Annotated in this window: 22 protein-coding genes and 1 pseudogene; 12 read left to right on the top strand and 11 right to left on the bottom strand. The window is 73.2% G+C overall.

What is annotated here, in order from left to right; genetic code table 11:
• Positions 1-53 precede the first annotated feature (53 nt).
• Positions 54-1,277 (bottom strand): arginine deiminase, encoded by a 1,224-nt coding sequence (locus QOZ86_RS18845; RefSeq protein ID WP_284493514.1) that lies wholly within the window; start codon positions 1,275-1,277, stop codon positions 54-56.
• Positions 1,278-1,396: 119 nt separating this feature from the next.
• Between QOZ86_RS18845 and QOZ86_RS18840 the strand changes: the two genes are divergently transcribed.
• Positions 1,397-2,164: an SDR family oxidoreductase gene (locus QOZ86_RS18840; RefSeq protein ID WP_284493513.1), complete on the top strand. Its 768-nt coding sequence runs from the start codon at positions 1,397-1,399 to the stop codon at positions 2,162-2,164.
• 200 nt (positions 2,165-2,364) lie between these two features.
• Here the strand turns inward: QOZ86_RS18840 and QOZ86_RS18835 are convergent, their stop codons facing one another.
• On the bottom strand, positions 2,365-3,459 hold the full coding sequence (locus QOZ86_RS18835; protein ID WP_284493512.1) for an FUSC family protein: 1,095 nt from the start codon (positions 3,457-3,459) through the stop codon (positions 2,365-2,367).
• Between the two features lie 302 nt (positions 3,460-3,761).
• Between QOZ86_RS18835 and QOZ86_RS18830 the strand changes: the two genes are divergently transcribed.
• The 5 genes from QOZ86_RS18830 (at position 3,762) to QOZ86_RS18810 (ending at position 8,415) form a co-directional block, all read left to right on the top strand.
• Positions 3,762-4,403 carry an ABC transporter permease gene (locus QOZ86_RS18830; RefSeq protein WP_284493511.1) on the top strand — a complete coding sequence of 214 codons (642 nt, stop codon included), beginning with the start codon at positions 3,762-3,764 and terminating at the stop codon, positions 4,401-4,403.
• Positions 4,396-5,583, top strand: coding sequence for an ABC transporter ATP-binding protein (locus QOZ86_RS18825; RefSeq protein ID WP_284493510.1), 1,188 nt, complete (start codon positions 4,396-4,398; stop codon positions 5,581-5,583). Before QOZ86_RS18830 ends, QOZ86_RS18825 begins: the two co-directional genes overlap by 8 nt.
• A complete protein-coding gene (locus QOZ86_RS18820) occupies positions 5,580-6,395 on the top strand; it encodes an ABC transporter permease (protein ID WP_284493509.1) in 816 nt (271 codons plus the stop codon). The genes QOZ86_RS18825 and QOZ86_RS18820 overlap by 4 nt, the downstream gene beginning before the upstream one ends.
• Entirely contained in the window at positions 6,395-7,375 is a 981-nt protein-coding gene (locus QOZ86_RS18815; RefSeq protein WP_284493508.1) for a glycine betaine ABC transporter substrate-binding protein, read from the top strand. Before QOZ86_RS18820 ends, QOZ86_RS18815 begins: the two co-directional genes overlap by 1 nt.
• A 152-nt stretch (positions 7,376-7,527) precedes the next feature.
• Positions 7,528-8,415, top strand: coding sequence for a haloalkane dehalogenase (locus QOZ86_RS18810; protein WP_284493507.1), 888 nt, complete (start codon positions 7,528-7,530; stop codon positions 8,413-8,415).
• On the opposite strand, the gene QOZ86_RS18805 is transcribed toward QOZ86_RS18810, so the two are convergent.
• Together QOZ86_RS18805 and QOZ86_RS18800 are read right to left on the bottom strand one after the other, a co-directional pair.
• Positions 8,416-9,012, bottom strand: a complete 597-nt coding sequence (locus QOZ86_RS18805; RefSeq protein WP_284493506.1) for a TMEM165/GDT1 family protein — start codon at positions 9,010-9,012, stop codon at positions 8,416-8,418. It abuts the gene before it with no gap.
• Between the two features lie 103 nt (positions 9,013-9,115).
• A complete protein-coding gene (locus QOZ86_RS18800) occupies positions 9,116-9,766 on the bottom strand; it encodes a GGDEF domain-containing protein (protein WP_284493505.1) in 651 nt (216 codons plus the stop codon).
• A 511-nt stretch (positions 9,767-10,277) separates the two neighbouring features.
• On the opposite strand from QOZ86_RS18800, the gene QOZ86_RS18795 reads away from it, so the two are divergent.
• Positions 10,278-10,583 carry a hypothetical protein gene (locus tag QOZ86_RS18795; protein WP_284493504.1) on the top strand — a complete coding sequence of 102 codons (306 nt, stop codon included), beginning with the start codon at positions 10,278-10,280 and terminating at the stop codon, positions 10,581-10,583.
• On the opposite strand, the gene yczE is transcribed toward QOZ86_RS18795, so the two are convergent.
• The gene (gene yczE, locus QOZ86_RS18790) at positions 10,473-11,210 is read right to left on the bottom strand and encodes a membrane protein YczE (RefSeq protein ID WP_284493503.1); all 738 of its coding nucleotides are present in this window, start codon (positions 11,208-11,210) and stop codon (positions 10,473-10,475) included. The genes QOZ86_RS18795 and yczE overlap by 111 nt on opposite strands.
• Positions 11,211-11,268: 58 nt before the next feature.
• Here yczE and yczR point away from each other — a divergent pair, with 58 nt between their 5' ends.
• Positions 11,269-12,702 (top strand): MocR-like transcription factor YczR, encoded by a 1,434-nt coding sequence (gene yczR / locus QOZ86_RS18785; RefSeq protein WP_284493502.1) that lies wholly within the window; start codon positions 11,269-11,271, stop codon positions 12,700-12,702.
• 114 nt (positions 12,703-12,816) lie between these two features.
• On the opposite strand, the gene larC is transcribed toward yczR, so the two are convergent.
• The 3 genes from larC to QOZ86_RS18770 form a co-directional block, all read right to left on the bottom strand.
• Positions 12,817-14,025: a nickel pincer cofactor biosynthesis protein LarC gene (gene larC / locus QOZ86_RS18780; protein ID WP_284493501.1), complete on the bottom strand. Its 1,209-nt coding sequence runs from the start codon at positions 14,023-14,025 to the stop codon at positions 12,817-12,819.
• A gap of 55 nt (positions 14,026-14,080) precedes the next feature.
• Positions 14,081-16,759: a diguanylate cyclase domain-containing protein gene (locus tag QOZ86_RS18775; RefSeq protein ID WP_284493500.1), complete on the bottom strand. Its 2,679-nt coding sequence runs from the start codon at positions 16,757-16,759 to the stop codon at positions 14,081-14,083.
• Between the two features lie 112 nt (positions 16,760-16,871).
• Positions 16,872-18,545, bottom strand: coding sequence for a GGDEF domain-containing protein (locus QOZ86_RS18770; RefSeq protein ID WP_284493499.1), 1,674 nt, complete (start codon positions 18,543-18,545; stop codon positions 16,872-16,874).
• Positions 18,546-18,653: 108 nt separating this feature from the next.
• Between QOZ86_RS18770 and pheA the strand changes: the two genes are divergently transcribed.
• Entirely contained in the window at positions 18,654-19,601 is a 948-nt protein-coding gene (gene pheA / locus QOZ86_RS18765; protein WP_284493498.1) for a prephenate dehydratase, read from the top strand.
• 209 nt (positions 19,602-19,810) lie between these two features.
• Here the strand turns inward: pheA and QOZ86_RS18760 are convergent, their stop codons facing one another.
• The 3 genes from QOZ86_RS18760 to QOZ86_RS18750 form a co-directional block, all read right to left on the bottom strand.
• Positions 19,811-20,146, bottom strand: a complete 336-nt coding sequence (locus tag QOZ86_RS18760; protein WP_284493497.1) for a GroES family chaperonin — start codon at positions 20,144-20,146, stop codon at positions 19,811-19,813.
• A gap of 94 nt (positions 20,147-20,240) precedes the next feature.
• Positions 20,241-20,588 (bottom strand): metallopeptidase family protein, encoded by a 348-nt coding sequence (locus tag QOZ86_RS18755; protein ID WP_284493496.1) that lies wholly within the window; start codon positions 20,586-20,588, stop codon positions 20,241-20,243.
• Positions 20,585-22,009, bottom strand: coding sequence for a GuaB1 family IMP dehydrogenase-related protein (locus QOZ86_RS18750; protein WP_284493495.1), 1,425 nt, complete (start codon positions 22,007-22,009; stop codon positions 20,585-20,587). The genes QOZ86_RS18755 and QOZ86_RS18750 overlap by 4 nt, the downstream gene beginning before the upstream one ends.
• Before the next feature lie 234 nt (positions 22,010-22,243).
• Here QOZ86_RS18750 and QOZ86_RS21290 point away from each other — a divergent pair.
• From QOZ86_RS21290 to QOZ86_RS18740, 3 genes and pseudogenes are all read left to right on the top strand, one after another.
• Positions 22,244-22,633, top strand: a pseudogene (locus tag QOZ86_RS21290) (DUF4365 domain-containing protein); the annotation flags it as partial.
• Positions 22,634-23,056: 423 nt separating this feature from the next.
• Positions 23,057-24,997, top strand: coding sequence for a hypothetical protein (locus QOZ86_RS18745; RefSeq protein ID WP_284493494.1), 1,941 nt, complete (start codon positions 23,057-23,059; stop codon positions 24,995-24,997).
• A 164-nt stretch (positions 24,998-25,161) separates the two neighbouring features.
• Positions 25,162-25,909: IS1634 family transposase (locus QOZ86_RS18740; RefSeq protein ID WP_431521233.1), on the top strand; the 748-nt coding region annotated here is incomplete at its 3' end.

The raw sequence follows: 25,909 nt of genomic DNA, 5'->3' as shown, positions 1-25,909 counted from the left end.
CACGGCGGCGGCCAGCGCGAGCGTGCGCTCCATGCTGGGACTCGGGGGCCGGGTCAGAGGGGGGCGCGGGCGACCGGGCAGGACATGCACCGCGGGCCGCCGCGGCCGCTGCCCAGCTCCGAGCCGGCGATCCGCACGACCTCGATGCCGGCCGCCTCCAGTGCGGCGTTGGTGACGGTGTTCCGCTCGTAGGCCACCGTGAGCCGGGGGGCCAGCGCGAGGGTGTTGTTGCCGTCGTCCCACTGCTCGCGCTCGGCGGTGACCGGGTCGAGGCCGGTGTCGATCACCCGGAGCCGGTCGATGCCCATGGCCGCGGCGGCCGCGGTGACGAACGGCTGCGGCCCGGTGACGGCGAGGTCGGTGGTGTCGGCGTCGTCGGCCACCCCGTACGGGGCACGGACGGTCCAGGCGACCAGCGAGTCGGCGACCGCCGGGTACATGACCATCGCGTCGACGTCGACCATCGTGGCGATGGTGTCCAGGTGCATCGTCGCCCGCTCCTGGGCGATCGGGACGACGAGCACCGTGTATGCCAGCCCGCGGGCGAACAGCCGCCGGGCCAGCCGCTCGGCGCCACCGGGCGTCGTCCGCTCGCCGACGCCGACGGCCACCACCCCGGGTGCCAGCAGCAGGACGTCGCCGCCCTCCAGGTGCTCCAGGCTCGACGCGTACAGCTGCTCGGCGCCGGCGAACCGCGGGTGGTGGGTGTAGACGGCCGCGGTGATCGTGCTCTCCCGGTGCCGGGCGGGCATCGCCAGCGACGTCACGGCCACCTCGTCACCGATCCAGACCGACGAGTCGCGGGTGAACAGCAGGTTCGGCAGCGGCGGGACGACGAAGTCCGAGCGGTCCATCAGCTGGTAGGCCAGCCCGTGCCCGCGCAGCTCGTCGTGCGCCACGCCCGCGATCAGCGCCGACGCGAGGTCCTCCGGCGACAGCCAGGCCAGGTGGCGGGTGGTGTCGCGCTGCAGGGTGGCGCCCAGCCGGGGGTCGTCGACCGCGGCGCCGATGAGCTCGGCGCGGGCGGCGGGGAAAGCGAGGACCTCGGCGAGCAGGGTCGCCAGGTGCAGCACCTCGACCCCGCGGTCGGTCAGCGCCTGGGCGAACGCGTCGTGCTCCTCCTGCGCGCGGGCCACCCACGGGACACCGTCGAAGAGCAGCTGGTCGTTGTTCCGCGGCGTCAGCCGACGCAGCTCGGGACCCGGCCGGTGCAGCAGCACGGTGTGCAGCGGGCCGACCTCGCTGGTGGCGCCCAGGGTCGCGGCGGAGTCGGTCACGCGCAACAGGCTGGCATACCGTGCGTCGGAAGCGCCGTCCCGGCGGTCCGGACCGCCTCGTTAGGGTGCCGGGAGGGGCGCCGACGACGGCGTCGCGACCACCCGAACCGGAGGTACCCGTGGACCTGTTCGACCTGACCGGCAAGGTGGCCGTGGTCACCGGGGGCACCCGCGGCATCGGCCTGATGATGGCGCGCGGTCTGCTGCAGGCGGGGGCGAAGGTCTACATCAGCTCCCGCAAGGCCGAGGCCGGGGACGCCGCCGTCGCGGAGCTGGCCGAGTTCGGCACCGCCGTCTCCATCCCGGCCGACCTCTCCACCGAGGCCGAGTGCCTCCGGCTGGCCGAGGAGGTCGGCCGGCAGGAGGAGAAGCTGCACATCCTGGTGAACAACGCCGGTGCCACCTGGGGCGAGCCGCTGGAGACCTTCCCCGAGTCGGCGTGGGACAAGCTGCTCGACCTGAACCTCAAGTCGCCGTTCTTCCTCACCCGCGCCTTCCTGCCCAGGCTCGAGGCCGCGGCGGCCGACGGCGACCCGGCGCGCATCGTCAACGTCGGCAGCATCGACGGTCTGCACGTCAACCCGATGCCGACCTACTCCTACGCCGCCAGCAAGGCCGGGCTGCACCACCTCACCCGGGTGCTGGCGCGCGAACTCGGGCCGAAGCAGATCACCGTCAACGCCGTCGCGCCGGGGCCGTTCGAGTCGAAGATGATGGCCGCCACGCTCGACGCGTTCGGCGCCGAGATCGCCGCGAAGTCACCGCTGGGCCGGATCGGCCGCCCCGACGACATGGCCGGCGTCGTCGTCTACCTGTCCTCGCGGGCCGGCTCCTACGTGACCGGTGCGGTCATCCCGGTCGACGGCGGGATCGCCACCACCGTCTGAGCGGACCGAGATCCTCGCAGGGCGCTACGGAGCCACCGACCTCGCCGCCGGATCGCCGTCCTCACGCTGCAGCGCGAGGACGGCGACCGCAGGGTGAGGTCTGTGGCGGGCCGGAGCCCACGGGTCAGCGTGCTCGCCTCAGTTCAGTCGGGGAGCGGGACGCCGGGGTTGCAGATCCCGCTCGGGTTCAGCTGCTGGGGTCATGTCGCGGAACTCAGGCGTTCCTGCGCCCCGAGCGCGGACAGGCTGCGGCGGACACCGACGGCGACCGCACCGAGGGCGAAGAAGCCCTCGTCGTCGGAGACCGTGCTGGTCCGGACGAGACCGACCAGGCGGTGCAGCGCATCGACGGCGCGGGCGATCCGCGCGTCCCGCTCGTCGGGCGCCGTCCCGTCGCCGGTGTGGTACGGGGTGCTGAGCACACCGGCGAGCCCGTCCAGCGCCTCCCCCAGCACCCAGCCGGTCCCGGCGTCGGCGTGGTCGACGCCGCGCCGGTGCGGATGGAACTCGACGAGCAGCGACGTGAGGTCGTCGACGAGGACGGCGACGCGGTCGACCGCACGGGACTCGTCGCGGATGGTCTCGGCGCGTCCCTTCCAGCGGCGGGCCCGCGGGTTGGCGAGGCGGGCCCGCTCGACCTGGCGCTCGGCGGCACGCATGCGGTCGAGCGAGCGGTCCAGCCGGTGGTTGCGTCCGGTCCACTCGGCGGGGTCGGGGATCCGTCCCTCGCGCAGGGTCCCGGCCATGTCGTGCAGGTGCTCGGCGAGGACGGCGCGGGTCGCGGTGATCCGGTCGACGGCGTGGGTGAGCTGCAGGGGCGGAAAGAGCACGGCGGTGACCAGCACACCGATGGCCGCGCCGATCAGGGTGAGGCCGGCGTACCGCAGGACGTAGGGCCCCGGTTGCCCCGCTCCGACGGTGATCATGAGGACCGCGGCGAAGCTCACCCAGCTGGCCTGGTCCCGCAGGAGCCGCCGCCACTGCTCGACGCCGATGGCCAGGGCGACGATCAGGGCGATCGTCAGGGCGTCCGGGACCGACCGGGTCAGCTCGTAGACCACGTACGCCAGGGCGAACCCCATGAGCATCGCCAGGACGCTCCGCCAGGCCGCGCTCGCCGAGTCGGCGATCGTCGGGTGGACGGCGATCACCGCCCCGAGGGGGGCGTAGTACGCGTACTCCGACAGCAACGGCGGCAGGAGGACGGCGACCTGCCAGGCCAGCCCGGCCGCGACGGCAGCCCGTACCCCGCGCTGCGCGGCGGGGCGGTGCAACCACATCCATACGCCCTTCATCCGGTCCCAGGATGACCGCTCACCGAATGTGCTCCACAGCGGGGGGCGGGAAAGCGCCGAGTGGACGTGCGGCTGCGCCGTCGGCCTTCTTCACGACTTCGTAATGTGGTTGCGCTGGCTGGCGGGTGTCTCGTGTGACAGCGTCTGTCAGGGACGAGCGCGGAGGTCCCCGCGCAGCCGGGCATCGGCCCGGCGGGCAGCATCGTGCGCCGGATCCCGGCACCGCGCAGCCACCACGAGGCGTGGCAGGACACGAACGACGAGAGCCGACTGCGGTGTCGGATGGGAGAGGTGCTGTCGCGATGTGGGAGTACGTGACCGAACGTGCCGACCTCGTCGCCTTCCAGGCCTTCCAGCACGTGAGCCTGGTCGTCCAGTGCGTCCTGCTGGGCTCGCTGATCGGCGTCGCGGTGGCCGTGCTGGTGTATCGCAGCCCGAAGGCGACCGCCCTGGCCAACGGCGCGTCGGCGGTGGGCCTGACCATCCCGGCCTTCGCCCTGCTGGGCGTGCTGCTGACGCCGTTCGGTTTCGGGATCACCCCTGCGGTCATCGCCGTGACCTTCTACGCGGCGCTGCCGGTGCTGCGCAACGCCGTGGTGGGCCTGGCCGGTGTGGACCGCTCGCTGGTCGAGTCGGCCCGCGGCATCGGGATGAGCCGGATGCGCACCCTGCTGCGCGTCGAGCTGCCGCTGGCCTGGCCGGTCGTCCTCGCCGGCGTCCGCGTCTCCACCCAGATGGTCATGGGGATCGCGGCCATCGCCGCCTACGTGCTCGGTCCGGGCCTCGGTGGCTTCATCTTCTCCGGGCTGTCCCGGCTGGGCGGCGCCAACGCCGTGAACTCCACGCTGACCGGGACGATCGCGATCGTCCTGCTCGCACTCGTCCTCGACCTGCTGCTCGTGCTGGCGGGTCGGCTCACCACCTCCAGGGGGATCCGTGTCTGAGGCAACTTCCGCGCCGCCGGCCGGAACGGTCGGCAGCGGCGACCGGCACATCAGCGGGGTGGCGATCCGCCTGGACGGCGTGACGAAGCGCTACCCGGGACAGGACCACCCGGCCGTCGACGACGTCACCCTCGAGATCGCCGCAGGCGAGACGGTGATGTTCGTCGGCCCGTCCGGCTGCGGGAAGACGACCCTGCTGAAGATGCTCAACCGGCTCATCGAGCCGTCGAGCGGGCGGATCCACCTCGGCGATGAGGACGTCACCGACCAGGACGCCGACCAGCTGCGCCGGCGGATCGGCTACGTCATCCAGGCCGGTGGCCTCTTCCCGCACATGACGGTCGCCACCAACATCGGGATGGTCCCGCGCATGCTCAAATGGGACAAGCAGCGGATCGCCGAGCGGGTCGACGAGCTGCTGGACCTGGTGGGGCTGGACCCGGCCGTCTACCGCGACCGGTACCCGCGGGAGCTCTCCGGCGGCCAGCAGCAGCGCGTCGGGGTGGCCCGGGCCCTGGCCGCGGACCCGCCGGTGCTGCTGATGGACGAGCCGTTCGGCGCCGTCGACCCGATCACCCGCCAGCGCCTGCAGGACGAGCTGCTGCGGATCCAGGAGGAGCTGGGCAAGACGATCGTCTTCGTCACCCACGACTTCGACGAGGCGGTGAAGCTCGGCGACAAGATCGTCGTCTTCGACGTCGGCGCGCGCGTGGTGCAGTACGACACCCCCGAGCGGATCCTGGCCGAACCGGCCGAGGACTACGTGGCCGACTTCGTCGGCGCCGGGGCCACGCTGAAGCAGCTGACGCTGACCCGGGTCGGTGACGTCGACCTGATGCAGGTGACGACGGCGACCGTCGGATCGGACTCGGCGCAGGTGGTGGCCGCGGCGCAGGCCGCCGGCGACGGCTTCGTCGTCGTGCTGGACCGCCGGGGCCGGCCGATCAGCTGGCCGACCGTGGCCGAACTCGCCCGGACGACCACGGTGCCGGACACGGTCGACGAGCGGCTCCCCGTCGTCGGGCTCCGGTCCACCCTCAACGACGCGCTGGACACCATGCTGGCGGCCAGCCAGGGCGGTGTCGTGGTCACCAGCCGGCGGGGCGGCCTGGCCGGGGTCATGGCGGTGGAGACCGTGATGGCCGCCATCCAGCGCACCCGCACGGAGGTGGCCGGATGACCGCGGCCACGGAACTGCACCCGGAGGACGCGCCGCAGGAGGTACCTCCGGAGGAGACCGCGCGGCAGGCCGACCCGTCCGCCGCCGGGGACGGCGGCTGGCGCGCGCTGCTGCTGCAGCCGACACTCCTCGCCCTCGGCGTCGCCGCCTTCCTGGTCTGGCGGGTCACCGCCGCGCTGAGCGAGACCGAGCGCCGCCAGCTGGGCTGGACGGTCCTGGGTAACAGCATCCGGGAGCACCTGGCCCTGACCGCGGCCGCGGCGGTGATCGTCCTGCTGATCGCGGTGCCGCTGGGCATCGCGCTGACGCGGCGCCCGCTGCGCCGGCTCAGCCCGCTGGTCATCGGGATCGCCAACACCGGGCAGGCCGCGCCGGCGATCGGTCTGTTCGTCCTGCTGGCCATGTGGCTGGGCTTCGGCTTCGGGACGACGGTGGTCGCGCTGGTGGTCTACGCGGCGCTGCCCGTGCTGCGCAACACCATGGTCGGCCTCCAGGGCGTCGACGCGCGGCTGGTCGAGGCCGGCCGAGGCATGGGGATGAGCGCGCTCTCGGTGCTCCTGCGCGTGGAGATCCCGCTGGCGGTGCCGGTGCTGCTCGCGGGAGTGCGCACCGCGCTGGTGCTGCTGGTGGGCACCGCGACGCTGGCGACCTTCATCGACGGAGGGGGGCTCGGTGTGCTGATCAACACCGGGATCACGCTGTCGCTGGACTCGCTGCTGATCAGCGGCGCGGTGCTCGTGGCGCTGCTCGCCCTCGCCGTCGACTGGCTGGGCCGGGTCGTCGAGCACGTCGCCCGACCGAGAGGACTCTGATGCGTTTCCCGCTGGCCGCCGCGGCAGCCCTGCTGAGCTCCGCTGCGCTGGTGGCCGGCTGCGGCCTGGAGAGCGCCAACACCTTCACCCCGGAGGCGCAGCCCGGGCTGATCGAACCGGTCGCCGACGAGGGCGCGGAGATCACCGTCGGGACCAAGAACTTCACCGAGGCGCTCATCCTCGGCAAGATCGCCGCGATCGCCCTGCAGACCGCCGGATTCGAGGTCGTCGACCGCAGCGGCATCCCCGGCGCGGCGCCGGCCCGGGCCGCGATGCTCGACGGCGAGGTCGAGTTCCAGTGGGAGTACACCGGCACCGGGTGGCTGAACTACCTGGGCATGCCCGAGGGCATCCCGGACCAGCAGGAGCAGTACGAGGCGGTGCGGGACGCCGACGCGGCCAACGGGCTCACCTGGCTGCCGCCGGCGCCGCTGAACAACACCTACGCGTTCGCCGTCCGCAGCGAGGCGGTGCCGGAGCTGGGCGGGGTCGACAGCCTCTCCGACATCGCCGAGCTCCCGGTGGAGGAACGGACGTTCTGCGTCGAGTCGGAGTTCGCCACCCGCGGTGACGGGTTCGAGCCGATGCTGGAGGCGTACGGCATCCCGCTCGGCGACCCGCAGGGCGTGCCCCGGGACAACGTCCGGGTGCTCGACACCGGCGCCGTCTACACCGCGACCGACGAAGGCGCGTGCAACTTCGGCGAGGTCTTCACCACCGACGGCCGGATCGAGTCGCTGGACCTGACGGTCCTCGAGGACGACCGCGGGTACTTCCCCGCGTACAACGTGGCGCCCGTGGTGCTGACCGACGTCCTCGAGGAGAACCCGGAGATCGCCGACGTCTTCGCGAAGATCACCCCGCGGCTCACCGACGAGGTGATGATCGAGTTGAACAGCCGCGTCGACGTCGGCGGCGAGACGCCCGCCGACGTCGCGCTGGACTGGCTGGTGTCCGAGGGCCTGGTCACCCGCGGCTGACCGCGCCCGTACGGATGTGAGCGACGAGTGCGACGGACTCGTGGCCATCAGCGGGTGATGACCACGAGTCCGTCGCACTCGCCGGGCTCGTTCGGTCAGGGCGCCATTCCCGGGACGGCGCGGGGCGACCGCCCCGTGTGAGGATCGGGGGCATGGCTGACGAGATCTCCCCCGAGGACCCGTTCCCCCGCCGGCGCGTGCAGGTGAAGGACGCCGAGATGGCATACGTGGAGGCCGGGGAGGGTGACCCGGTCGTCTTCCTGCACGGCAACCCGACGTCGTCCTACCTCTGGCGCAACGTCATCCCGCACGTGCAGCACCTCGGCCGCTGCCTCGCGCCGGACCTGATCGGCATGGGCCGGTCGGACAAGCTGCCGGACGCCGGCCCGGGCACCTACTCGTTCGCCACGCACGCCGGCTACCTCGAGGAGTTCCTCGCCGCGGTGGGCGCGACGGAGCGGGTCACGCTGGTGCTGCACGACTGGGGCTCCGGGCTCGGCTTCGACTGGGCCGCCCGCCACCCCGGCGCGGTCCGCGGCATCGCGTTCACCGAGGCGATCGTCACGCCGGTGACCTGGGACGACTGGCCCGCCGACGCCCGCAACATCTTCCAGCTCATGCGGGGCCCCCAGGGCGAGGCAGCGGTGCTGGACAAGAACGTCTTCGTCGAGCGGATCCTGCCGGCGTCCGTGGCCCGTGGCCTTCCTTCCGAGGCGCACGACCGCTACCGCGAGCCCTTCGCCGGGCCCGAGGACCGCTGGCCGACCCTCGAGTGGCCGCGGCAGCTGCCGATCGAGGGCTCCCCCGCCGAGGTGGTCCAGGTCGTGGAGCGGTACGCCGGCTGGCTCTCGGGCAGCGACGTCCCGAAGCTGTTCATCGACGCCGAGCCCGGGTCGATCCTGGTCGGCCGCCAGCGGGAGTTCGTGCGCAGCTGGCCGGCGCTCACCGAGGTCACCGTGACGGGCAGCCACTTCGTCCCCGAGGACTCGCCGCACGAGATCGGGCGCGCGGTCGCCGACTGGATCGCCACGCTCGGGTAGTCAGGCCAGCGCGCGGACGGTCTCCACGGCGGCGACGACGGCGAAGACGAGGAACAGGCCCGCGGCCACCCGCCTGATCAGCGGGATCGGCAGCCGGTCGGCGAGCTTCCTGCCCAGGAACACCGCGAGGCCGGAGACGACCAGCAACGCGGCCCAGGAGCCGACGAACACCGACACGGGGGCGTCGTAGCGGGCGGCGAGCCCGGCGGTGGCCAGCTGGGAGAGGTCGCCCCACTCGGCGGCGAACAGGACGCCGAACGAGATGGCCGCCGCCCGGAGGAACGACGTCTGCTCCCGGGTCTCGGCGGCCTCCCCGCCGTCCTCGGGCCCGCTCGCGGCGCTGCGCCACAGGATGACCGCGCCCACCAGGAACAGCAGCGCGACGACGCCGGTGACCAGCGCCTCGGGGAGCAGGGACAGCAGCGACCCGGCGGTGACGGCGATCGCCACCTGCAGCCCGAACGCCGTCCCCACCCCGACGAAGACCGGGAGCGGGGGGAAGCGGGTGGCGAGGACGAGGCTGGCGAACAGCGTCTTGTCGGGCAGCTCGACCGGCAGCACCAGGACGAACGCGGCCAGGACGACCGACCAGATCACTCTCGAACTCTCCTCGCTCGGCTCTGCCGGGCGGGGCTCGGGCAGGCGATCTCTCGGTGGCCCACGGTAACGGTCGGTGCTCACGCGCCCGGTGGGAGGCGGATCAGACCGTGGCCGGTGCCCGTCTGTGCGCCGGCCGGCGGGCGGCCTTGACCCGGTACATGGCGGCGTCCGAGGACGCCAGGGCGGTGTCGGCCGTGTCACCGGGGCCGCAGAGCGCGACGCCGATGCTGATGCCGACCGCGTGCTCGGCGCCCCCCGACCGGCGCAGCGGCTGGTCGAAGGCGGTGGTGATCCGGTCGGCGATCACCTGGGCGGCCGCCTCCGAGCCGACCTCGGGGCAGAGCACGACGAACTCGTCGCCGCCGATCCGCGCCACGGTGTCGCCGGGGCGCACCGCGGCGGCCAGCCGGCGCGATGCCTCGACCAGCACCTCGTCGCCCGCCGCGTGCCCCGCGAAGTCGTTCACCGGCTTGAACCCGTCGAGGTCGCAGTAGAGCACCGCCATCGGCCGCTGCGCGCGCTCGGCGGCGGCCAGGCTCTGGTCCAGCCGGTCCAGCAGGAGGTTGCGGTTGGGCAGCCCGGTCAAGGGGTCGTGCAGCGCCGCCTCGCGCAGCGCGGCCTCCAGCGCGCGCTGCTCGGTGACGTCGGTGGAGGTCAGGACGAGGCCCAGCAGCTTGCCCGTGTCGTCGCGCACCCGTGCGCCCGCGGTGGAGACCCGCCGCAGCGGCCGGCCGGGCAGGGCGACGGCCACCTCGGTGGCGTCCAGCCGGCCATCGGCGAGGACCCGGTCCCTCCGATACGGCCGGCGACTCCGATCCGTTCTGTTTCGCAACGGCGCGGACAGTAGCGTCATCGAGGCCCGCCGGGGCAGTTCCCCCGCACGAGTTGTTCCGCTGCTCGCCTCCGGTTCCCGCCTCGGATTCGGGACCGGAGCCGGAGTCGGCGAGTACGGTCCCCGGCATGCGCCGACATTGATCCGCACCCTCCCCGCTGCCCGGGGCGGCCCGGCCGCTCGCCCGCCTGGCCGTGGGCTGGGCCGCGCTCTCCGAGCTGGTGCCGCTCTATCCGCTCTACGCCCTGCTCTTCCTCGACACGGGGCTGTCGGGTGCCCAGCTGTCGTTGCTGTCCGCGCTCTGGTCGGTCGCCGGGCTGCTGGCCGAGGTGCCTGCGGGGCTGCTCGCGGACCGCTGGTCCCGCCGGGGCGTGCCGGCGCCGCCCTCGGCGGCCGGCCGGCCCGGCCCTCGGCGGTCCTCCTGGCCGCGTTGCTGCTGGGGGCCGGGTCGGGTCTGCTCCTGGTGCCGGTGGTGGCTCCGCCGGTGGCCTTGGCCGCGCTGGCGGTGGCCTACGGCCTGTACCTGGCGGTGCTCGTCGCCGCCGAGGCGGAGTTGCAGCGGCGGATCACCGGGCCGTACCGCGTCACGATCACGTCGGTCGCCGGCGCCGGGACCGAGCTGTCCTCACTGCTGGTCTTCGCGGCCTGGGCCGGTGGTGGCGGGACGGCGGTCGCGGTGCTCGTGCTCGCCGTCGTCCCGGTCGTGGCCGCCACCGGGCTGCGCCGCGGGCACTGACCCGGCCAGCGGCAGCGACAGCCGCGGCAGCAGCACCTGCACCAGCGGGCCGATGGCCAGCGCGTACACGACGGTGCCGAGCCCGAGCGTGCCGCCCAGCAGCCAGCCGGTGGCCACGACGGCGACCTCCACCGACGTCCGCACCAGCCGCACCGACCGCCCGGTGCGCCGCACCAGGCCGGTCATCAGCCCGTCGCGCGGCCCCGGGCCGAGGTGCACGCCGATGTAGGCGGCGGTGGCGACGGCGTTGAGCAGCACACCGGCGGCCAGGAACCCGGCCCGAGCCGCCGGGGCCTCCGGTGCGGACAGGACGGCGAGCGTCGCGTCGACGGCCAGGCCGATGACGACGACGTTGCTCACCGTGCCCAGCCCCGGGCGCTGGCGGAGCGGGATCCACGCCAGCAGCACGAGGACGCCCACCGCGATGGTGACCGCCCCGATCGACCAGCCGAGCCGGCCCGCCAGCCCCTGGTGCAGCACGTCCCAGGGCATCACGCCGAGGGTCGAGCGGACCATCAGCGCCATCGAGGCGCCGTACAGCGCCAGGCCCGCGTAGAGCTGCAGCAGCCGCCGGGGGGTGCCGCTGACGGTGGCGGGGGCGCCGATGAGCAGGAGACGCTGGTTCACACGTCGATCATCGGCCAGGATTGGCCCGTCAACCACAGTCCAATCGGGAGGAAATGGCGTGGCGGCGACCTCGGCGCGGCGGCTGGCGGGGCTGGTCGGCGACCTGGGCGCCACGCGCGTGCCCCGGTACGCGGCGCTGGCGTCGCGGGTGCGGCTGCTGGTCGCCGACGGCCGGCTGCCGCTGGGCACCCGACTGCCCGCCGAACGCGAGCTGGCCGCCGCACTCGGGCTGAGCCGGGCCACGGTCACCGCCGCCTACGCACGGTTGCGGGAGGACGGCTGGGCGACCGCCCGCCAGGGCGCGGGCACCTTCGCCGCGCTCCCGGCCGGTCCGCACCGGGGCAGCTGGGTGCCCGGGCCGGCCGACGACGGACTGATCGACCTCGCGCACGCCGCACCGTCGGCCCCGTCGTCGGTGCCCGCCGCGTTCGCCGCCGCGCTGGCCGAGCTGCCGCGGTACCTGCCCCAGCACGGGTACCACCCGGCCGGTCTGCCCGACCTGCGTGCGCGGGTGGCCGAGCGGTACACGGCGCGCGGACTGCCGACGAGCGCGGAGCAGGTGATGGTCACCGTCGGCGCCCTGCACGGTCTGGCGACGGCGTTCACCGGCCTGTTCCCGCGCGGGCGGCGGCTCCTGGTCGAGCAACCCACCTACCCGAATGCGCTGGAGGCCGCCCGGGCGCAGGGATTGCGGCTGCTGCCCACCGCGCTCGACCCCGACGACCTCGACGCCTGGCTCGGAACCGCCGAGCGGGTCCTCGCGGAGGCCCGGCCGGCCGGCGCATGCCTGATGCCCGACTATCAGAACCCCACCGGACGGCTGCTCGACACCGCGGGCCGGGAGCGGCTGGCCCGCGCGCTACGCCGGGCCGGCACCCTGGCCGTCGTCGACGAGACGATCGCCGACATCTGGTTCGAGGGCCCGCCCCCGCCGCCGCTGGCCGCGTTCGGTACCGGGCACGTCACCGTGGGCACCCTGAGCAAGGTCGCGTGGGGTGGGCTGCGGATCGGATGGGTGCGCGCGGACGCCGACGTCGTCCGGAAGCTCACCGCCGTCGCGGTGCGCTCGGTGATGTCCGTGCCGCTGGTGGAGCAGTTGGCCGCCTGCGTGCTGCTCGAGGGGCTCGACGCCGAGCTCGTCGGGCACCGGGCCAGGCTGCGGGAGCGTCGGGACGCGCTCGTGGCGGCGCTCCGGGACCGGCTGCCGGCCTGGCGGGTACCGGTGCCGACGGGTGGGCTGGTGCTGTGGTGCGGCCTGCCGTCGGCCCGGTCCCGGGCGCTGGCCGCCGCCGCCGAGCGGCACGGCCTGCGGCTGGCAGCCGGGCCGCTGTTCGGCACCGGGCACGCCCTCGACGACCGGCTCCGGCTGCCGTTCACCCACCCGCCCGAGGTGCTCCGGGACGCGGTGGAGCGGTTGGCGCGCGCCGATGCGGAGACCGGGCCGGCCCGGGCCGGCGCGGTGGAGCGGGCCGTCGGCGACCCGGTGGTCTGAGCTGCCCGCGCGCGCCGACCTCACCCTGCGGTGCCCGACCTCTCGCAGCAGCACGGGGACGGCGACAGCACGGTGAGGTTCGTGCCGCTGACGCCGGTTGCAGCCCGGGCGCCGTCAGCGCCAGAGCGGCGGGGTGCCGGCCGGAGGCCCGGGCGCGACCGGATGGGCGGCCTCCGCGGCGGCGGTGGCCGCCCGCAGCACCTCCTTGACCGGCAGGCCGAGGTCCTGGGCCAGGGCGGCGACGTCGTCGAACTCGACGCTCACGTTCACCGGCCGTCCGCCGGAGACGGCGAGCTTCACCCCCACCTGCCCGCCGAGCACGGTCACGGCCGCCTGCGTCCGGTCCAGCGCCACCTTGCCGACCTCGAGCACCCGCAGGCCGATGGTCGACGTCGTCGCGAAGACGGCGGCCTGGACCGCCGCCACGGCGTCGGGCCGGCAGAGCACCGAGAGGGTGTGCGCCGGGCGGCCCTTCTTCATCAGGATCGGCGTCAGCCAGGCGTCGGAGGCGCCCGCCGCCAGCAGTGCGTCGAGCACGCCCGGCCACAGCCGGGGATCCAGGTCGTCGACGTTCGCCTCGAGCACCACCGGCCGTGGCAGGGCCGGGTCGGCCGGTTCGCCGAGCACCAGCCGGACGACGTTGGGCAGCTCCGCGGGATCCCGCTGGCCGGCGCCGGTGCCCACCCGCTCCGGCCGCAGGGCGGGCAGGGTCGTCCATTCGTCCACCCGCGCGGCCAGCAGCGCCGCGCCGGTGGGGGTGCACATCTCCGCGGCCACTGCCCCGGCGTGCACCGGGACCCCGGCCAGCAGCTCCAGCACGGCCGGGCCGGGAACGGGGACGACGCCGTGCGCGCCCCGGGCCGAGCCGCTGCCCAGGGCCACGGAGGAGGCGGTCAGCCGGTCGAGCTCCAGGTACTCCAGGCAGGCCACCACCCCGACGACGTCGGCCAGGGCGTCCAGCGCCCCGACCTCGTGGAAGTGCACGTCCTCGGGGTCGGTGCGGTGCACCCGCGCCTCCGCCACGGCCAGCCGTTCGAACACGGCCAGGGCGCCGTCGCGCACCGGTGCGGGCAGGGCGGAGGCGGCCAGCAGCGACCGGACGTCGGCCCAGGTGCGCGCGGTGTCCGACGGAGGGGTGCGGACGTGGACGCGGGTGGCGCCCAGCCCGTGCCGGGTGACCTGCTCGATCTCCAGGACCACGTGCTCGACCGGCAGCGCGGCCACCGCCTCGGCCGGCACGTCCAGCGGCACCCCCGCGTCGACCATCGCGCCGAGCAGCATGTCGCCCGATGCCCCGGCCGCCAGATCCAGCCACCCGATCACGATGACACCGTCGTCCTCCGGACGACACCGCGGCCAGGTGCCGTCCCCCAGAGCCTCACGGCCGCTCGCCGCTCCTCCGGCTCACCCGCGCCGCGAACACACCCGCCGCGTAGCCGTTGTCGATGGTGCTCACCACGACCCCCGGTGCGGAGGAGTTGAGCATCGTCATGAGCGCGCCGAGGCCGCCGAACGCGCTGGGCTGACCGGCGGAGGTGGGCACGGCGACCACGGGGACGTCGGTGAGCGGGCCGATCGCCGTCGCCAGGTAGGCGTCCATGCCGGCGACGACCACGAGGCAGTCGGCGACCAGCGAGCCGCCGTCCAGCAGGGCGCGCAGCCGACTGACGGAGACGTCGTCGAGCCGGGTGACGGACGTGCCGGCCATCCGCGCGACGAACGCCACCTCCGCGGCGACCGGGGCGTCGGCGCCACCCGCGCAGAGCACGGTGGTGCGGCCGACCGGCTCGGGCACCGGGCCCACCGCCGCGGCCATCGCGAGAGCGTCCATGGTCGCGGCCGCACCGTGCTCGGCGGCCAGCGCCAGCAGCGTCTCCGGGGCCGCGCGCAGCACGAGTGCGGGGCGGTCGGGCTGCTCACGCCGCGTCTGACGGACCAGCGCCAGCACCTGCTCGGTGCTGCGGCCGGTGGCCCACACGGCCTCCGGCCCGCCGGCGGTGACGGGAGCCGGCGTCGTCGGCTGCGGGGACCGGGGGAGCGGCCCGAGCAGGGGGTCGCCGGGCCGGCCGCTGCTCAGCGGGGGATGCGGCGGGTCCACCAGCGGCGCGAATCCGGTCGCCTCCTCGCGGACGGCGGCCAGCGCATGGTGCGCGTCGTCCGACGGCCTGGGCAGCACCGGAGCCGGGACGCCGCCGGTGCCGCCGGGGGTCACGGGGGCGGGAGCGGCCGGTGCGCCCGGGGCGCGGGTCTGGGTGAGCGCCGAGAGCCGCACCACCCGGTCCCGTCCGCTGCGCTTGGCGTCGTAGAGGACGCCGTCGGCCGCGGCGAACAGCGTCTTGCGGTCGTCGCCCCGGGTCGCCGAGGCGATGCCGGCGCTGATCGTGACCGGTACGTCGAGGCCCAGCTCCACCCACGGGTAGCGGGCGACCGAGGCCCGGATGCGCTCCAGCGCTCGTTCGGCCTGCTCGGCGGTGGTCTCGGGCAGCAGGATGACGAACTCGTCGCCGGCCCAGCGGCACACCTCGTCGGTGTCGCGGACGCCGGCCACCAGCAGCTCCCCGACCACGCGCAGCACGGCGTCGCCGCCGGGGTGCCCGATGGAGTCGTTGATCGACTTGAACCGGTCGACGTCGACGACGGCCAGGGCCGGGATGCCGCCGGCGGCCAGCAGGCCGTCGAGCCGCGCCTCGGCGTAGCGCCGGTTCGGCAGGTGCGTGAGCGGGTCCTCGTAGGCCTGCCGGCGCAGCTGGCCCGCGGCCCGCTCGGTCTCCAGCAGGCTCTTGCGGCGGCCGAACAACTCCACCCAGCGGGTGCGCCGCTCGTCGACGCGGTCCAGCTCGTCGGTCAGGTACGCCTGCAGGTAGGGCAGCGCCCGGCCGGCGTCGTCCAGGTCGGCGTGCAGTGTGCACAGCTCGCGCAGCGCCGCCCGGCGCAGCCGGGGCAGGCCGTGCTCGGTGGCGAGGCCGAGGGCGGCGACCAGGTGCTCGTCGGCGGCCCGTTCCTCGCCCTGCCGGCGCAGTGCCCGGCCCAGCGCCAGCTGCGCCGAGGCGAGGCGGTCGCGGTCGGCGGCGGCCGCGGAGTGCCGGACGGCGGCGCGCAGCGGACCGGTCGCCGCGGCGTGCTCGCCCATGCCCACCAGCGCCCAGCCGTGCACCACCTGGGCAGCCACGATCCCGGCCGTGTCCGGGGGCAGCTGCGCCAGGGCCCGCTCGGCCAGCTCCCGGGCCTCGCTGAAGTACGGGGCGGCTGACTCGGGCGCGCCGTCGTCGAGCAGCCCCTCGCCGAGCTCGGCGCACAGTTCACCGAGGCGGGCGGCAGCGACGGCCACGAGCACATCGGGGTCGGGGTCCTCCGGACCGAGGACGGCGGGGTCGGCGGCGGCCGCCTGAGCCGTCTCGTGCGCGCGTCGCTGGTAGTCCAGCGCGAGCGGCATGAGCTCGAGGTCGGCCAGGACGCCGGCCAGCGTGCCCAGGGTGTCCACCAGCAGCGCGCTGGGCGGGAGCGCCGGGTCGAGCAGGCTCGCGGCCTCCACGGCCTCGTCCATCGCGGCGTCGATCCGCCGGGAGAGCAGCTCGATGCGGGCGTGCCGGGCGAGGCCCGCGGCCCGCTGGAGGTCGTCGTCGGCGGCGTCGAACGCGGCCTTGGCCGAGCGGACGAGGGCGATGGCCAGTGCGGCCCGGGACGCCGACTCCGAACGCGGGTCGGCGTCCTCGCGGGAGGGCGCGCCTTGGCCGTCGATCAGTTCGGCGACCCCCGCGTGCAGGTCGAGCGCCGGCTCGGCGGGAGAGTTCCCGGCCACCGGGTCGCCGACCAGGGTGAACCCGGCGACGCGCAGCCGGCGCACCAGCAGCTCGGCGCGCAGCGTGTCCGCCCACGCCCGGCCCAGCGACGTCGGGGCGCCCTCGGGCGCGTCGGCGGTCGGCACGGCCGCGACGTAGGGCGACGGGTCCCGCTCGACCCCGGACAGCAGCTGCTCGGCGTCGTCGAGCTGCCAGTTGCTCAGAGCGGCGGTCACCCGGTGGTGCAGGGCTCCCGGTGGCACGAGCGAACTGTGCATGTCGTTACTGAACGTGTCGAGCACGTCACTGGAAACGCGCCGCTTCCTGTCCGTCGCGCCCCTCCCGTCCCACGCGTGCGGGAAGCTCACGTGCTCTCCTCCCCGGGTGAGCTCACGCGCTCGCCCCGCGACCGGTGGCCGCGTCGGCCGGGCCGTGGGCGCGCACCCGGTTGCGCCCCAGCCGCTTGGCGGAGAACAGGTGCAGGTCCGCGGTGTCGAACAGCGACCGCCAGCCCACGACGGTGCCCGGCTGCCCGTCCGGCGCCGCCGGTGCGGTGGCCACGCCGATGCTGACGGTCACCGGATCGGGCAGCCGCAGGTCGCTCCAGTCTGCCTCCGCGACTGCGGACCGCAGCCGCTCCATCACCACGAGCGCCTGCGCCTCGGTCGCCGTCGGCAGCAGGACGAGGAACTCGTCCCCGGCCCAGCGGTACACCTCGTCGTCCCCACGGCTGTGCTCGCGGAGCAGGTCGGCGACCCGGCGCAGGACGGCGTCGCCGTGGGTGTGCGACGTGTCGTCGTTGACCTCCTTGAACCGGTCGACGTCGACGACGGCCAGCGACAGCGGCTCCTCGCCCAGCCGCAGGGCGCCCAGCCGGCGCTCCGCGCTGCGCCGGTTGCCCAGGCCGGTGAGCGGGTCCTCCAGCGCGTGCCGGCGCAGCAGTGCCGCCTGGCGCTCGGCCTCGCGCAGTCGGCTGCGGCGGACGAACATCTCCGCCCACATCTCGCGGCTGCGGGCGTGCGCGCGCCCGGTCTCGGCGCGGTAGGCCTCCAGCCAGTGCAGCGCCTCGGCCGGCCGGCCGAGATCGGCGTAGTCCTGGCCGAGCTCCAGCAGGGTCTGCCGGTAGCGGCGGCGGTCCCCGGTGGCGGCGAACGCCCCGGAGGCGTCGACCAGCAGGTCGATGGCCTCCTCGCCGATCGTCACGTCGCCGTCCCGCCGGGCGAGCGCGGCGAGCAGCCGGGCGAGGACCAGATCGGTGTAGCCGCGCAGCCACAGGCCGCCGTCGCGCTGCAGCGACCGGCGGACCCGCCGCAGCGGGCCGAGAGCGGCGTCCAGCTCGCCGCTGCAGACGAGCCCCCAGGCCTGCACCACGTCCAGGAGGTCGGCGTCGGCCTGCTCCGGTTCCCAGGGCAGCTCCCGGGCCTGCGTGGCGCAGGAGATGGCCTCGGCGGCCAGCCGCCCGGCGCGGCCGGCGTCCCCGCGGCGGCGCAGCGTCTGGGCGAGCTCGACGCGCTGGCGGGCGGCGAGCAGCAGCAGCCGCCAGCGGTCGCCGACGTCGGGCAGTGCCGCGGCCACCCGGTGGCCCCGGACGGCGTGCGCAACGGCCAGCTCCTCCAGGTCGAGGCCGGACAGGGTCATCGACAGCCAGCGGTGGGCCTGCAGCAGGGGGCGCGAGGGTTGTCCGGACCGCCCGTCGGTGAGCAGGCTGGCGTCGACGGCGAGCAGCATCGCGTGGTCGAGGTGGTCGCAGGCGGTCTCGACGTGCGCGAGGTACGCCATCAGGACGGCGGTCTCCGCCGACACCGGGCACCGGTCCAGCAGCTCCCGCGCCGCGGCGATCTCGTCCGCGGTGGCGTCCTGGTTGCCGTCGAGCTGGTTCCTGCAGGCGCGCACCACGTGCCGCCAGGCGGTCCAGAGGGGCTCGTCGCTGCCCGCGAACGTGTCCTCGGCCTCGTCGAGGAGAGCATGGAACCGGGTGGGATCCTCCCGCTGACCGGCGTCGAGCAGCCGCCACAGCGCAGCCTCCAGCCCCATGGGGGGAACGCGGGCGGGGGCGGGGGTCACGCATCCCTCCAGTCAGGGGTAGGCGGCCGCGAGGCCGGTGCTGCCGGTGGCCCGCCCCTGCTCCCGGGCCGGGCGACCGCCTCGTGCTCAGCGCACTACCCTCGTCGGATGCCCGGGATGCCACCCAGTCCGTCTCCGTCGCGGTTCGCCTATCTGGGGCCCGAGGGTACCTTCACCGAAGCGGCCCTGAGCAGGGCGATCACTGCCCCGGAGGGACGGCGCGACCCCCAGCCGAGTGTCGCCGCCGCGCTGGCCGCCGTCCGGTCGGGGGACGCCGATGCGGCGCTGGTCCCGCTGGAGAACTCCGTCGAGGGCTCGGTGCCCGCGACGATGGACGGGCTGGCCGACGGCGAGCCGCTGGTGATCACCGCCGAGGTCTTCCTGGACGTCGCCTTCGTGCTCGCGGTGCGCCCGGGGACCGCGCTGGCCGGCGTCGGCTCGGTGGCCAGCCATCCCCATGCGCTCGCCCAGACCGGCCGGCGGCTCACCGAGCTGCTCCCCGGCATCTCGCCCCTGCCGACGACGTCCACCGCCGCTGCGGCCGCGGCAGTGGCGGCCGGCGAGTTCGACGCGGCGGTCTGCGCGGCGATCGCGGCCGAGCGGTACGGCCTCGACGTCCTGGCCGACGACGTCGCCGACCACCCGGGTGCGGTGACCCGGTTCGTGCTGGTGTCGCGCCCCGGTCCGCTGCCCGCGCCCACCGGGAACGACAAGACCTCGCTGGTGGCGGTCGTCGGCGACCGCACCGGGGCGCTGCTGGAGCTGCTGCAGGAGTTCGCCGTCCGCGGCATCAGCCTGACCCGCATCGAGTCGCGTCCCACCCGGCAGCGGCTCGGCGTGTACTCCTTCTCCCTGGACTGCGAGGGGCACGTCGCCGACCCGCGGGTGGGGGAGGCGCTGGCCGCGCTGCACCGGCTCTGCGACGACGTGCGGTTCCTCGGCTCCTACCCCCGTGCCGACGGGCGGGAGAACCGGCCGGTGCGGCCGGAGTCGTCCGACGCCGCGTTCGCCGACGCCGACGCCTGGCTGGCCCGGCTGCGCGCCGGCGAGATCTGAGCGCCCCTCCGCCGCGTCGATCATCGTCGCGTGGTGGTCGCCGTCGGCGTGTCGGCCGGCCATTCGCCGAGGATCGTCCGCGGCGCCCGTCCGGGAACTGCCCCCGCGGCCTCCCCGCCGCGGCGCTGCGCCGCCGTGGCCGTCCACACCCCGCCCCTGCCGCCCGGCGCCGCGCCGCGGTCCAGCTGGGCGTGCCGAGCGGTAGGGACTCAGAGGTAGAGGCCGGTCGATTCCTCGATGCGCTCGGCGGCGACGGCGTGCACGTCGCGCTCGCGCAGGATGATCAGGTCCTCGCCGTGCACCTCGACCTCGTGCTGGTCCTCGGGCGAGAAGAGCACCTGGTCGCCGACCTTCACCTGGCGCACGCTCGCGCCGATGCCGCGCGCCTCACCCCACACCAGCCGCTTGGCCACCTGCGCGGTCGCCGGGATGAGGATGCCGCCGGTGGAGCGACGGTCGCCGTCCTCCTTGCGGAGCGCGACCAGGATGCGGTCGTGCAGCATCTTGATCGGCAGCTTGCCGGTGGCAGCGATGTCGTCGGGCACGTCGTCCCACGCTACCCGCCGGTGAGTTGCTGGAGCGGCCCGCTCCAGGGGCCCGCCCCGAGCATGCGAGGGGTGGGGAGGAGCGGGTCCTTCTTCAGCCCCAGCCGAGCTCGTGGAGGCGCTCCTCCTCGATGCCGAAGTGGTGCGCGATCTCGTGGACGACGGTGATCGTGACCTCCTCGACCACGTCGTCCTCGGTCTCGCAGATGTCGCAGATCGCCTCGCGGTAGATCATGATCCGGTCCGGCAACGAGCCGCCGTAGTCCCAGCCGCGCTCGGTGAGCGCGTACCCCTCGTAGAGGCCGAGCAGCTCGCGCTCGTCGGGGTTGCGGTCCTCCACCAGGACGACGACGTTGTCCAGCAGCGCCATCAGCTCGGCCGGCACCTCGTCGAGCGCGTCGGCGACCAGCGCCTCGAACACCGGCAGCGGCAGCGCCTTCACCAGGACGTCGGCAGCGGCCGGCCCTCCTCGTAGCCGGCCGAGCTCTGCACCCCCAGCACCGCCCGCTCGTGCAGCTCGTCGACGGTGCGCGCGCCCGCGTAGGTGCACGAGGACCGCACCCCCGCCACGATCTGGTCGATCAGGTCCTCGACACCCGGGCGGGCCGGGTCCAGGTACATCCGGGACGACGAGATGCCCTCCTCGAACAGTCCCGCCCGTGCCCGCTCGAAGCCGGTCTGGGTCGACGTCCGGGCCTTGACCGCCCGCGCGGACGCCATCCCGAACGACTCCTTGTAGAGCCGGCCGCCGTCGTCGTGCACGTCACCGGCCGACTCGTAGGTCCCGGCGAACCAGGAGCCCACCATCACGTTGGCCGCGCCCGCGGCCAGGGCGAGCGCGATGTCGCGCGGATGCCGCACGCCGCCGTCGGCCCACACGTGCTTGCCGAGGGAGCGGGCCTCGGCGGCGCACTCCTCGACGGCGGAGAACTGCGGCCGCCCCACCCCGGTCATCATCCGCGTGGTGCACATGGCGCCGGGGCCGACGCCGACCTTGACGACGTCGGCGCCGGCCTCGATCAGGTCGCGGGTGCCCTGCGCCGTCACCACGTTGCCGGCCACCACCGGAACCGCCCCGGCCACCGAGCGCACGGCGCGCACCGCCTCGATGGCCTTCTCCTGGTGGCCGTGCGCGGTGTCGACCACCAGCACGTCGACGCCCGCGGCGAGCAAGGACGAAGCCTTGCCGGCGACGTCGCCGTTGATGCCGACGGCGGCGGAGGTGAGCAGGAACCCGTCGGGCCCGGTGGCCGGCGTGTAGATCGCCGAGCGCAGCGCGCCCTTGCGGGTGACGACGCCGACCAGCCGGTCGCCCTCCACCACCGGCGCCGCGCTGACCCGCTCACCGGAGAGGACGTCGAAGATCTTGGGCAGGTCGGTGCCGGCCGGGATGGTGAGCGGCTCGCGGGTCATGACCTCGGACAGCTGGGTGAACCGGTCCACGCCCTGGCACTGCCCGTCGGTGACGACGCCGACCGGGGAGCCGCCCTCCACCACGACGACGATTCCGTGCGCCCGCTTCGTCAGCAGCGCCAGCGCCTCACCGACGGTGGACGTCGGGCCGAGGGTGATCGGGGTGTCGTAGACGGGGTGCCGCGACTTCACCCAGGAGACGACCTCGCTGACGACGTCGACCGGGATGTCCTGCGGCAGGACGGCGAGCCCGCCGCGCCGGGCCACGGTTTCGGCCATGCGCCGGCCGGAGATCGCCGTCATGTTGGCCACGACGATCGGGATGGTCGTACCCACCCGGTCGGGGGTGGTCAGGTCGACCTCGAGCCGGGACCCCACCGTCGAGTGCGCCGGCACCATGAAGACGTCGGAGTAGGTCAGGTCGTGGGAAGGCCGCTGCAAGAACCGCATGACCCCATGGTCCCTCAGGCCGCGTCTACCCAGCAAAGCCTGTTCCGCGGGATGCGCCCACCTGAGTCGTAGGGGTACACCTCGATGCAACTGTCTTGCTCAACTAGAGCGCAATCAATAGGGTGATCGCGCCTGCAATTGCGCGTTTTAAACTGCGGGTCGTCGCTTCGAACGGAGATCTGAGTGCGAGCTAGTCGCGAAGAACGAATTGGCACATCTGGGATAAGCGACGTTATGGGAAACCTGCGCAGGATCAACTGGGGTCCCGTTGAGAACAGTAATCACGACCTAGGGACAGACATCTACTGCCAAGTCCGTGATGGACGAAGATTCGATCTACATGTCCTTATTGGCATCCAGGTTAAGTCTGGCCACAGTTGGTTCAGCCATGAAATCAAGGATGTGGCGACCGGAGACGTATCTGGGTGGTGGTTCTATGAGTCCGACGCAAGGCATTTCGATTATTGGGTAAACCACGCCATTCCCCATATCGTCGTCTTGAATGACGAAGATTCGCGAGTATCGTATTGGGCGCATGTGACAGCCGATGCTCTGGTCTCAACCGGAGACGGCGTTCGTATCGCTGTACCCAGAGCGCAAACGATCGACATGGGTCATCTGCAGTCGTTGATCAACGTGGCCACCACAGGTCTGTCAGCGCCCGACTATCAAGGATCCGCGTGGAGCGCGGGAGTCCACTCCCTGAGCATGGGTCGCCGTCTCAGAACGGCGCTACTGGCGCCGCGACTCGTAGCCCCCCACCCGAGCGCCGGTACTGAGTCGGCCATCTCGGCCGAGGAGGCTCTAGCGCTGATATATGCAGGTCGTCTGCGTGACTATCGTGCGGCCGCTGAGGAGCACGGTGATGTGCCTTCTGAGTCAGAGGCATTAGGGCGCAGGGAGTGGCGTTGGCGGTTGGTTGGTGCGTCATGGCAGGCCGCCATGAGGGAAGCGGGAGCGTGGAGCCTCTTCACCGCCCTGCGCGACGCAGCGCCCGCTGGCTCCGCGAACCGCGCTGCCGCATCTGCGCTGATGATTTGCCACCTCGTGGACGAAGAGAAGTGGGATGAAGCGTTAAGGTTGGCCGCTGAGGAGGTTGATGGTGACCGCCATGAACCCACTGACCATGCGTGGCTGTCTGCGCACATGATGAATCTGTTGTTCGAGGTTGGTCGGGTGTCCGAGGCTCGAGCCCTAGCCGACAGGATCGTCTCTCAGTCTGATCCGGGTGACGACGTCACCCTTCGAGCGATACGCGCATCAGCCGCCTGGTTGATCTTCAGCACCGCTGAGATTGGGGCGCGAGAGGGGCAGCGGGATTCGTTCCTGACTTTCTCGGATAATGTGATGGCCTGGTGGCGACAGCAGTCCCTCAGCTACGGGCTCGCAGACGCACTTACGAAGAACTTCAGGCTCCGAGTCCAGGATCGGACTCGAAGATGGTCCGTCGAAGATGTCGCTGCTGCCCGGCTATGGAGTGCCTCGGCCACGGGTCAGCTCGCCGCTGACTATTCCGCGTATCGATCCGCGCTCCGTCAGGCCGCCATGTATCGGGTCACGCAGGCGGCGAATGATCGAGCCAGTCTTGGGTCCGCGCTTGCGTCACTCCGACTGTCGGGGGACGTTGAGTCCCTGAAACTGGTGGCGCAGTGGCTCGAGACGAATGGCCCAGCCGAGGTCATGGCCGATTGGGTCGAGGCGACGGTTCCTGCGCATTGGTGCCATTCGTTGGCGCGATCGACGTTGGAGCTATGGCGGCGCGCCGGCGACTTCCTCTCTAGTGATTCCGCACATAGTGCAGTGTCCGAGTGTCTCAGGATACTCGAAGACACCCCCTCCTTTGTGGCCCGAGTTAGCCCGACCTTCATCGTTCGTCTCTACGTTGTGGATGCGCTAACCGGTCTCGTTCGGGCCTGTGGCAAGGAGGGCCGTCGCGCCATTATGGCGCATGTGTGTGCCATGCCCGACGTGGGTGACGGCGTCCTTGAAAACTCGTACGGGCGCCTGGTGAGCAGGATGGGGCCCTTTGTCGAGATGGAGATGGGGGAGTGGACTGGTCTCTCTGGAGCGATCTCTAGGCAATCTGGGCAAGGCCTCTCCGCCTCACTGGCCGAGCTCGCGGGAACTGACGAGGCCATGAGCTCTATGATGGCTAGGGCGGAGGAAGGGGACGATGATGCATTGGGCGCTATCGGTGACGTTAGGCAGCTGACGGAAAAGGCGGCCAGATCGGCGATCGAGCGTCATTCCTCGCGGCTAGCAGGCGCGGTGGCCTCGGCTCGTGCGCATAGTTATGGATTTGGTGGACATGACTCAGGGCGCACTGTGGCGCTGCTGAATTTCCACTGGCCGACATTGGCGCGCTGGGATGAGTTGATTGAGACCCTCGTGGAGCCTCAAGTCAGCGGTGAGGACAAGCGGGGAGCGGCCAGGTTCATCGCGAGCCACTTTCGGGAGTATCCCGCCAACGTCCAGGAGCGCTTTCGGTCTATCGCGCCTGCCTTCCTCGAAGACGCAGAGCTGCCTGACCACGGGTGGATGGCAGGTCGTGAGAAGGGTGCGTCAATGCTGACCCTTGCGGTAGCCAGCGGCGCTTTATCCCGGACTGAGGTGGCACGCCTGGTAGCGCAATCAGTGACCGGCGGAAAGCAGTTGCGGTCGGACTCGGCTCGTCTGATCGAGGCGGCGACGCTGGGGGGTGATGTGCTCGCATGGACCGTTCTCCTCGGAGACCCTGATCCTGAGGTTCGGAGCGGTGCAGCAGCCTGCATCGCAGAGTCCGCTGAAAGGCAGCCTGAGGCGCTTGCGCTAGCGGCCCTCGAACGAGCCGCTGGAGACCCAGGGATCCTGGCGCCTCTAACCATCGCCATCCGGCTGCACGCATTCCGTGACAGAGGTGCGGAGTGGCCACTACCTATTCTCGAGAAGTTGGGCGCGCACAGATCGGCTGCGGTCCGACTCGCCGCGGCCGTGGGGCGGACTGTCTAGCGACGTCCGCTTGGACCGTAGCGCTTCGTCTCGGCGTGACTGACTCTCCGACCTGACTTCGATCGGGGCTGCATGATCATTTCCGCTGCGGCTCGCTGAGCTGCGGGGACGGTCTGGACTTGGCGCGGTTTCACGCACTAACGGGGTCAGCCTAGGGTCGGGGTGTGGCGTTCATCCGGCGGGTGCGGACCGCCTCTGGGGCCACGGCGGTGCAGATCGCGGCGTACCGGGCCGGGCGGCAGGAGATCGTCAAGCACGTGGGGTCGGCGCACACCGATGCCGAGCTCGGGGTGCTGATGCAGCGGGCCCGGGAGCTGCTGGGTGACCCGGCCCAAGGCGTGCTGGATCTGGGGGTCGAGCCCACGCCGCGGGTGTTGCCGCTGGCCGGGGCCCCGGGCGGGCAGGGCGTGCTGCCGGCGGTGCCGGCGCCGCCAGCTCGCCGGTCGGCGGCTGCGCGGGACAGCGGAGGCCGGGTGCTGGCGACCGGGTCCCGGCTGCTGTACGACGCCCTGCTCGGGGTGGTCACCGCGCTGGGATTCACTGCGGCCACCGATGAGGTGTTCTGCGACTTGGTCATCGCCCGGATCGTGGAACCGACATCACTGCTGGACGCCGGTCGGGTGCTCACCGACCTGGGGCGCCGGCCGGCCAGCTACCCGACGATGAACCGCACCCTGCGTAAGGCGGTGAGGGGCGACTACCGGGCTCGGGTCGCAGCGGCGTGCTTCGCCCGCGCCAGCACGGTCGGGGATCTGACCTTGTGCCTCTACGACGTGACGACGCTGTACTTCGAGGCCGAACACGAGGACGACCTGCGGAAAGTCGGCTACTCCAAGGAACGGCGAGTCGACCCGCAAGTCGTGGTCGGGTTGCTCGTCGACCGCCAGGGCTTCCCGCTGGAGATCGGCTGCT

It is taken from the genome of Blastococcus capsensis, from assembly GCF_030165005.1.
GTDB classification, from domain to species: domain Bacteria; phylum Actinomycetota; class Actinomycetes; order Mycobacteriales; family Geodermatophilaceae; genus Blastococcus; species Blastococcus capsensis.
This window is presented reverse-complemented; position numbering and strand designations above follow the sequence as displayed.

Excerpts from the sequence above, each read along its gene's own strand:
- QOZ86_RS18820 (WP_284493509.1), top strand. The coding sequence starts at position 5,580 with ATGACCGCGGCCACGGAACTGCACCCGGAGGACGCGCCGCAGGAGGTA.
- pheA (WP_284493498.1), top strand. The coding sequence starts at position 18,654 with ATGCCCGGGATGCCACCCAGTCCGTCTCCGTCGCGGTTCGCCTATCTG.
- QOZ86_RS18830 (WP_284493511.1), top strand. The coding sequence starts at position 3,762 with ATGTGGGAGTACGTGACCGAACGTGCCGACCTCGTCGCCTTCCAGGCC.
- QOZ86_RS18815 (WP_284493508.1), top strand. The coding sequence starts at position 6,395 with ATGCGTTTCCCGCTGGCCGCCGCGGCAGCCCTGCTGAGCTCCGCTGCG.
- QOZ86_RS18750 (WP_284493495.1), bottom strand. The coding sequence starts at position 22,009 with ATGCGGTTCTTGCAGCGGCCTTCCCACGACCTGACCTACTCCGACGTC.
- QOZ86_RS18810 (WP_284493507.1), top strand. The coding sequence starts at position 7,528 with ATGGCTGACGAGATCTCCCCCGAGGACCCGTTCCCCCGCCGGCGCGTG.
- QOZ86_RS18775 (WP_284493500.1), bottom strand. The coding sequence starts at position 16,759 with ATGCACAGTTCGCTCGTGCCACCGGGAGCCCTGCACCACCGGGTGACC.
- QOZ86_RS18835 (WP_284493512.1), bottom strand. The coding sequence starts at position 3,459 with ATGAAGGGCGTATGGATGTGGTTGCACCGCCCCGCCGCGCAGCGCGGG.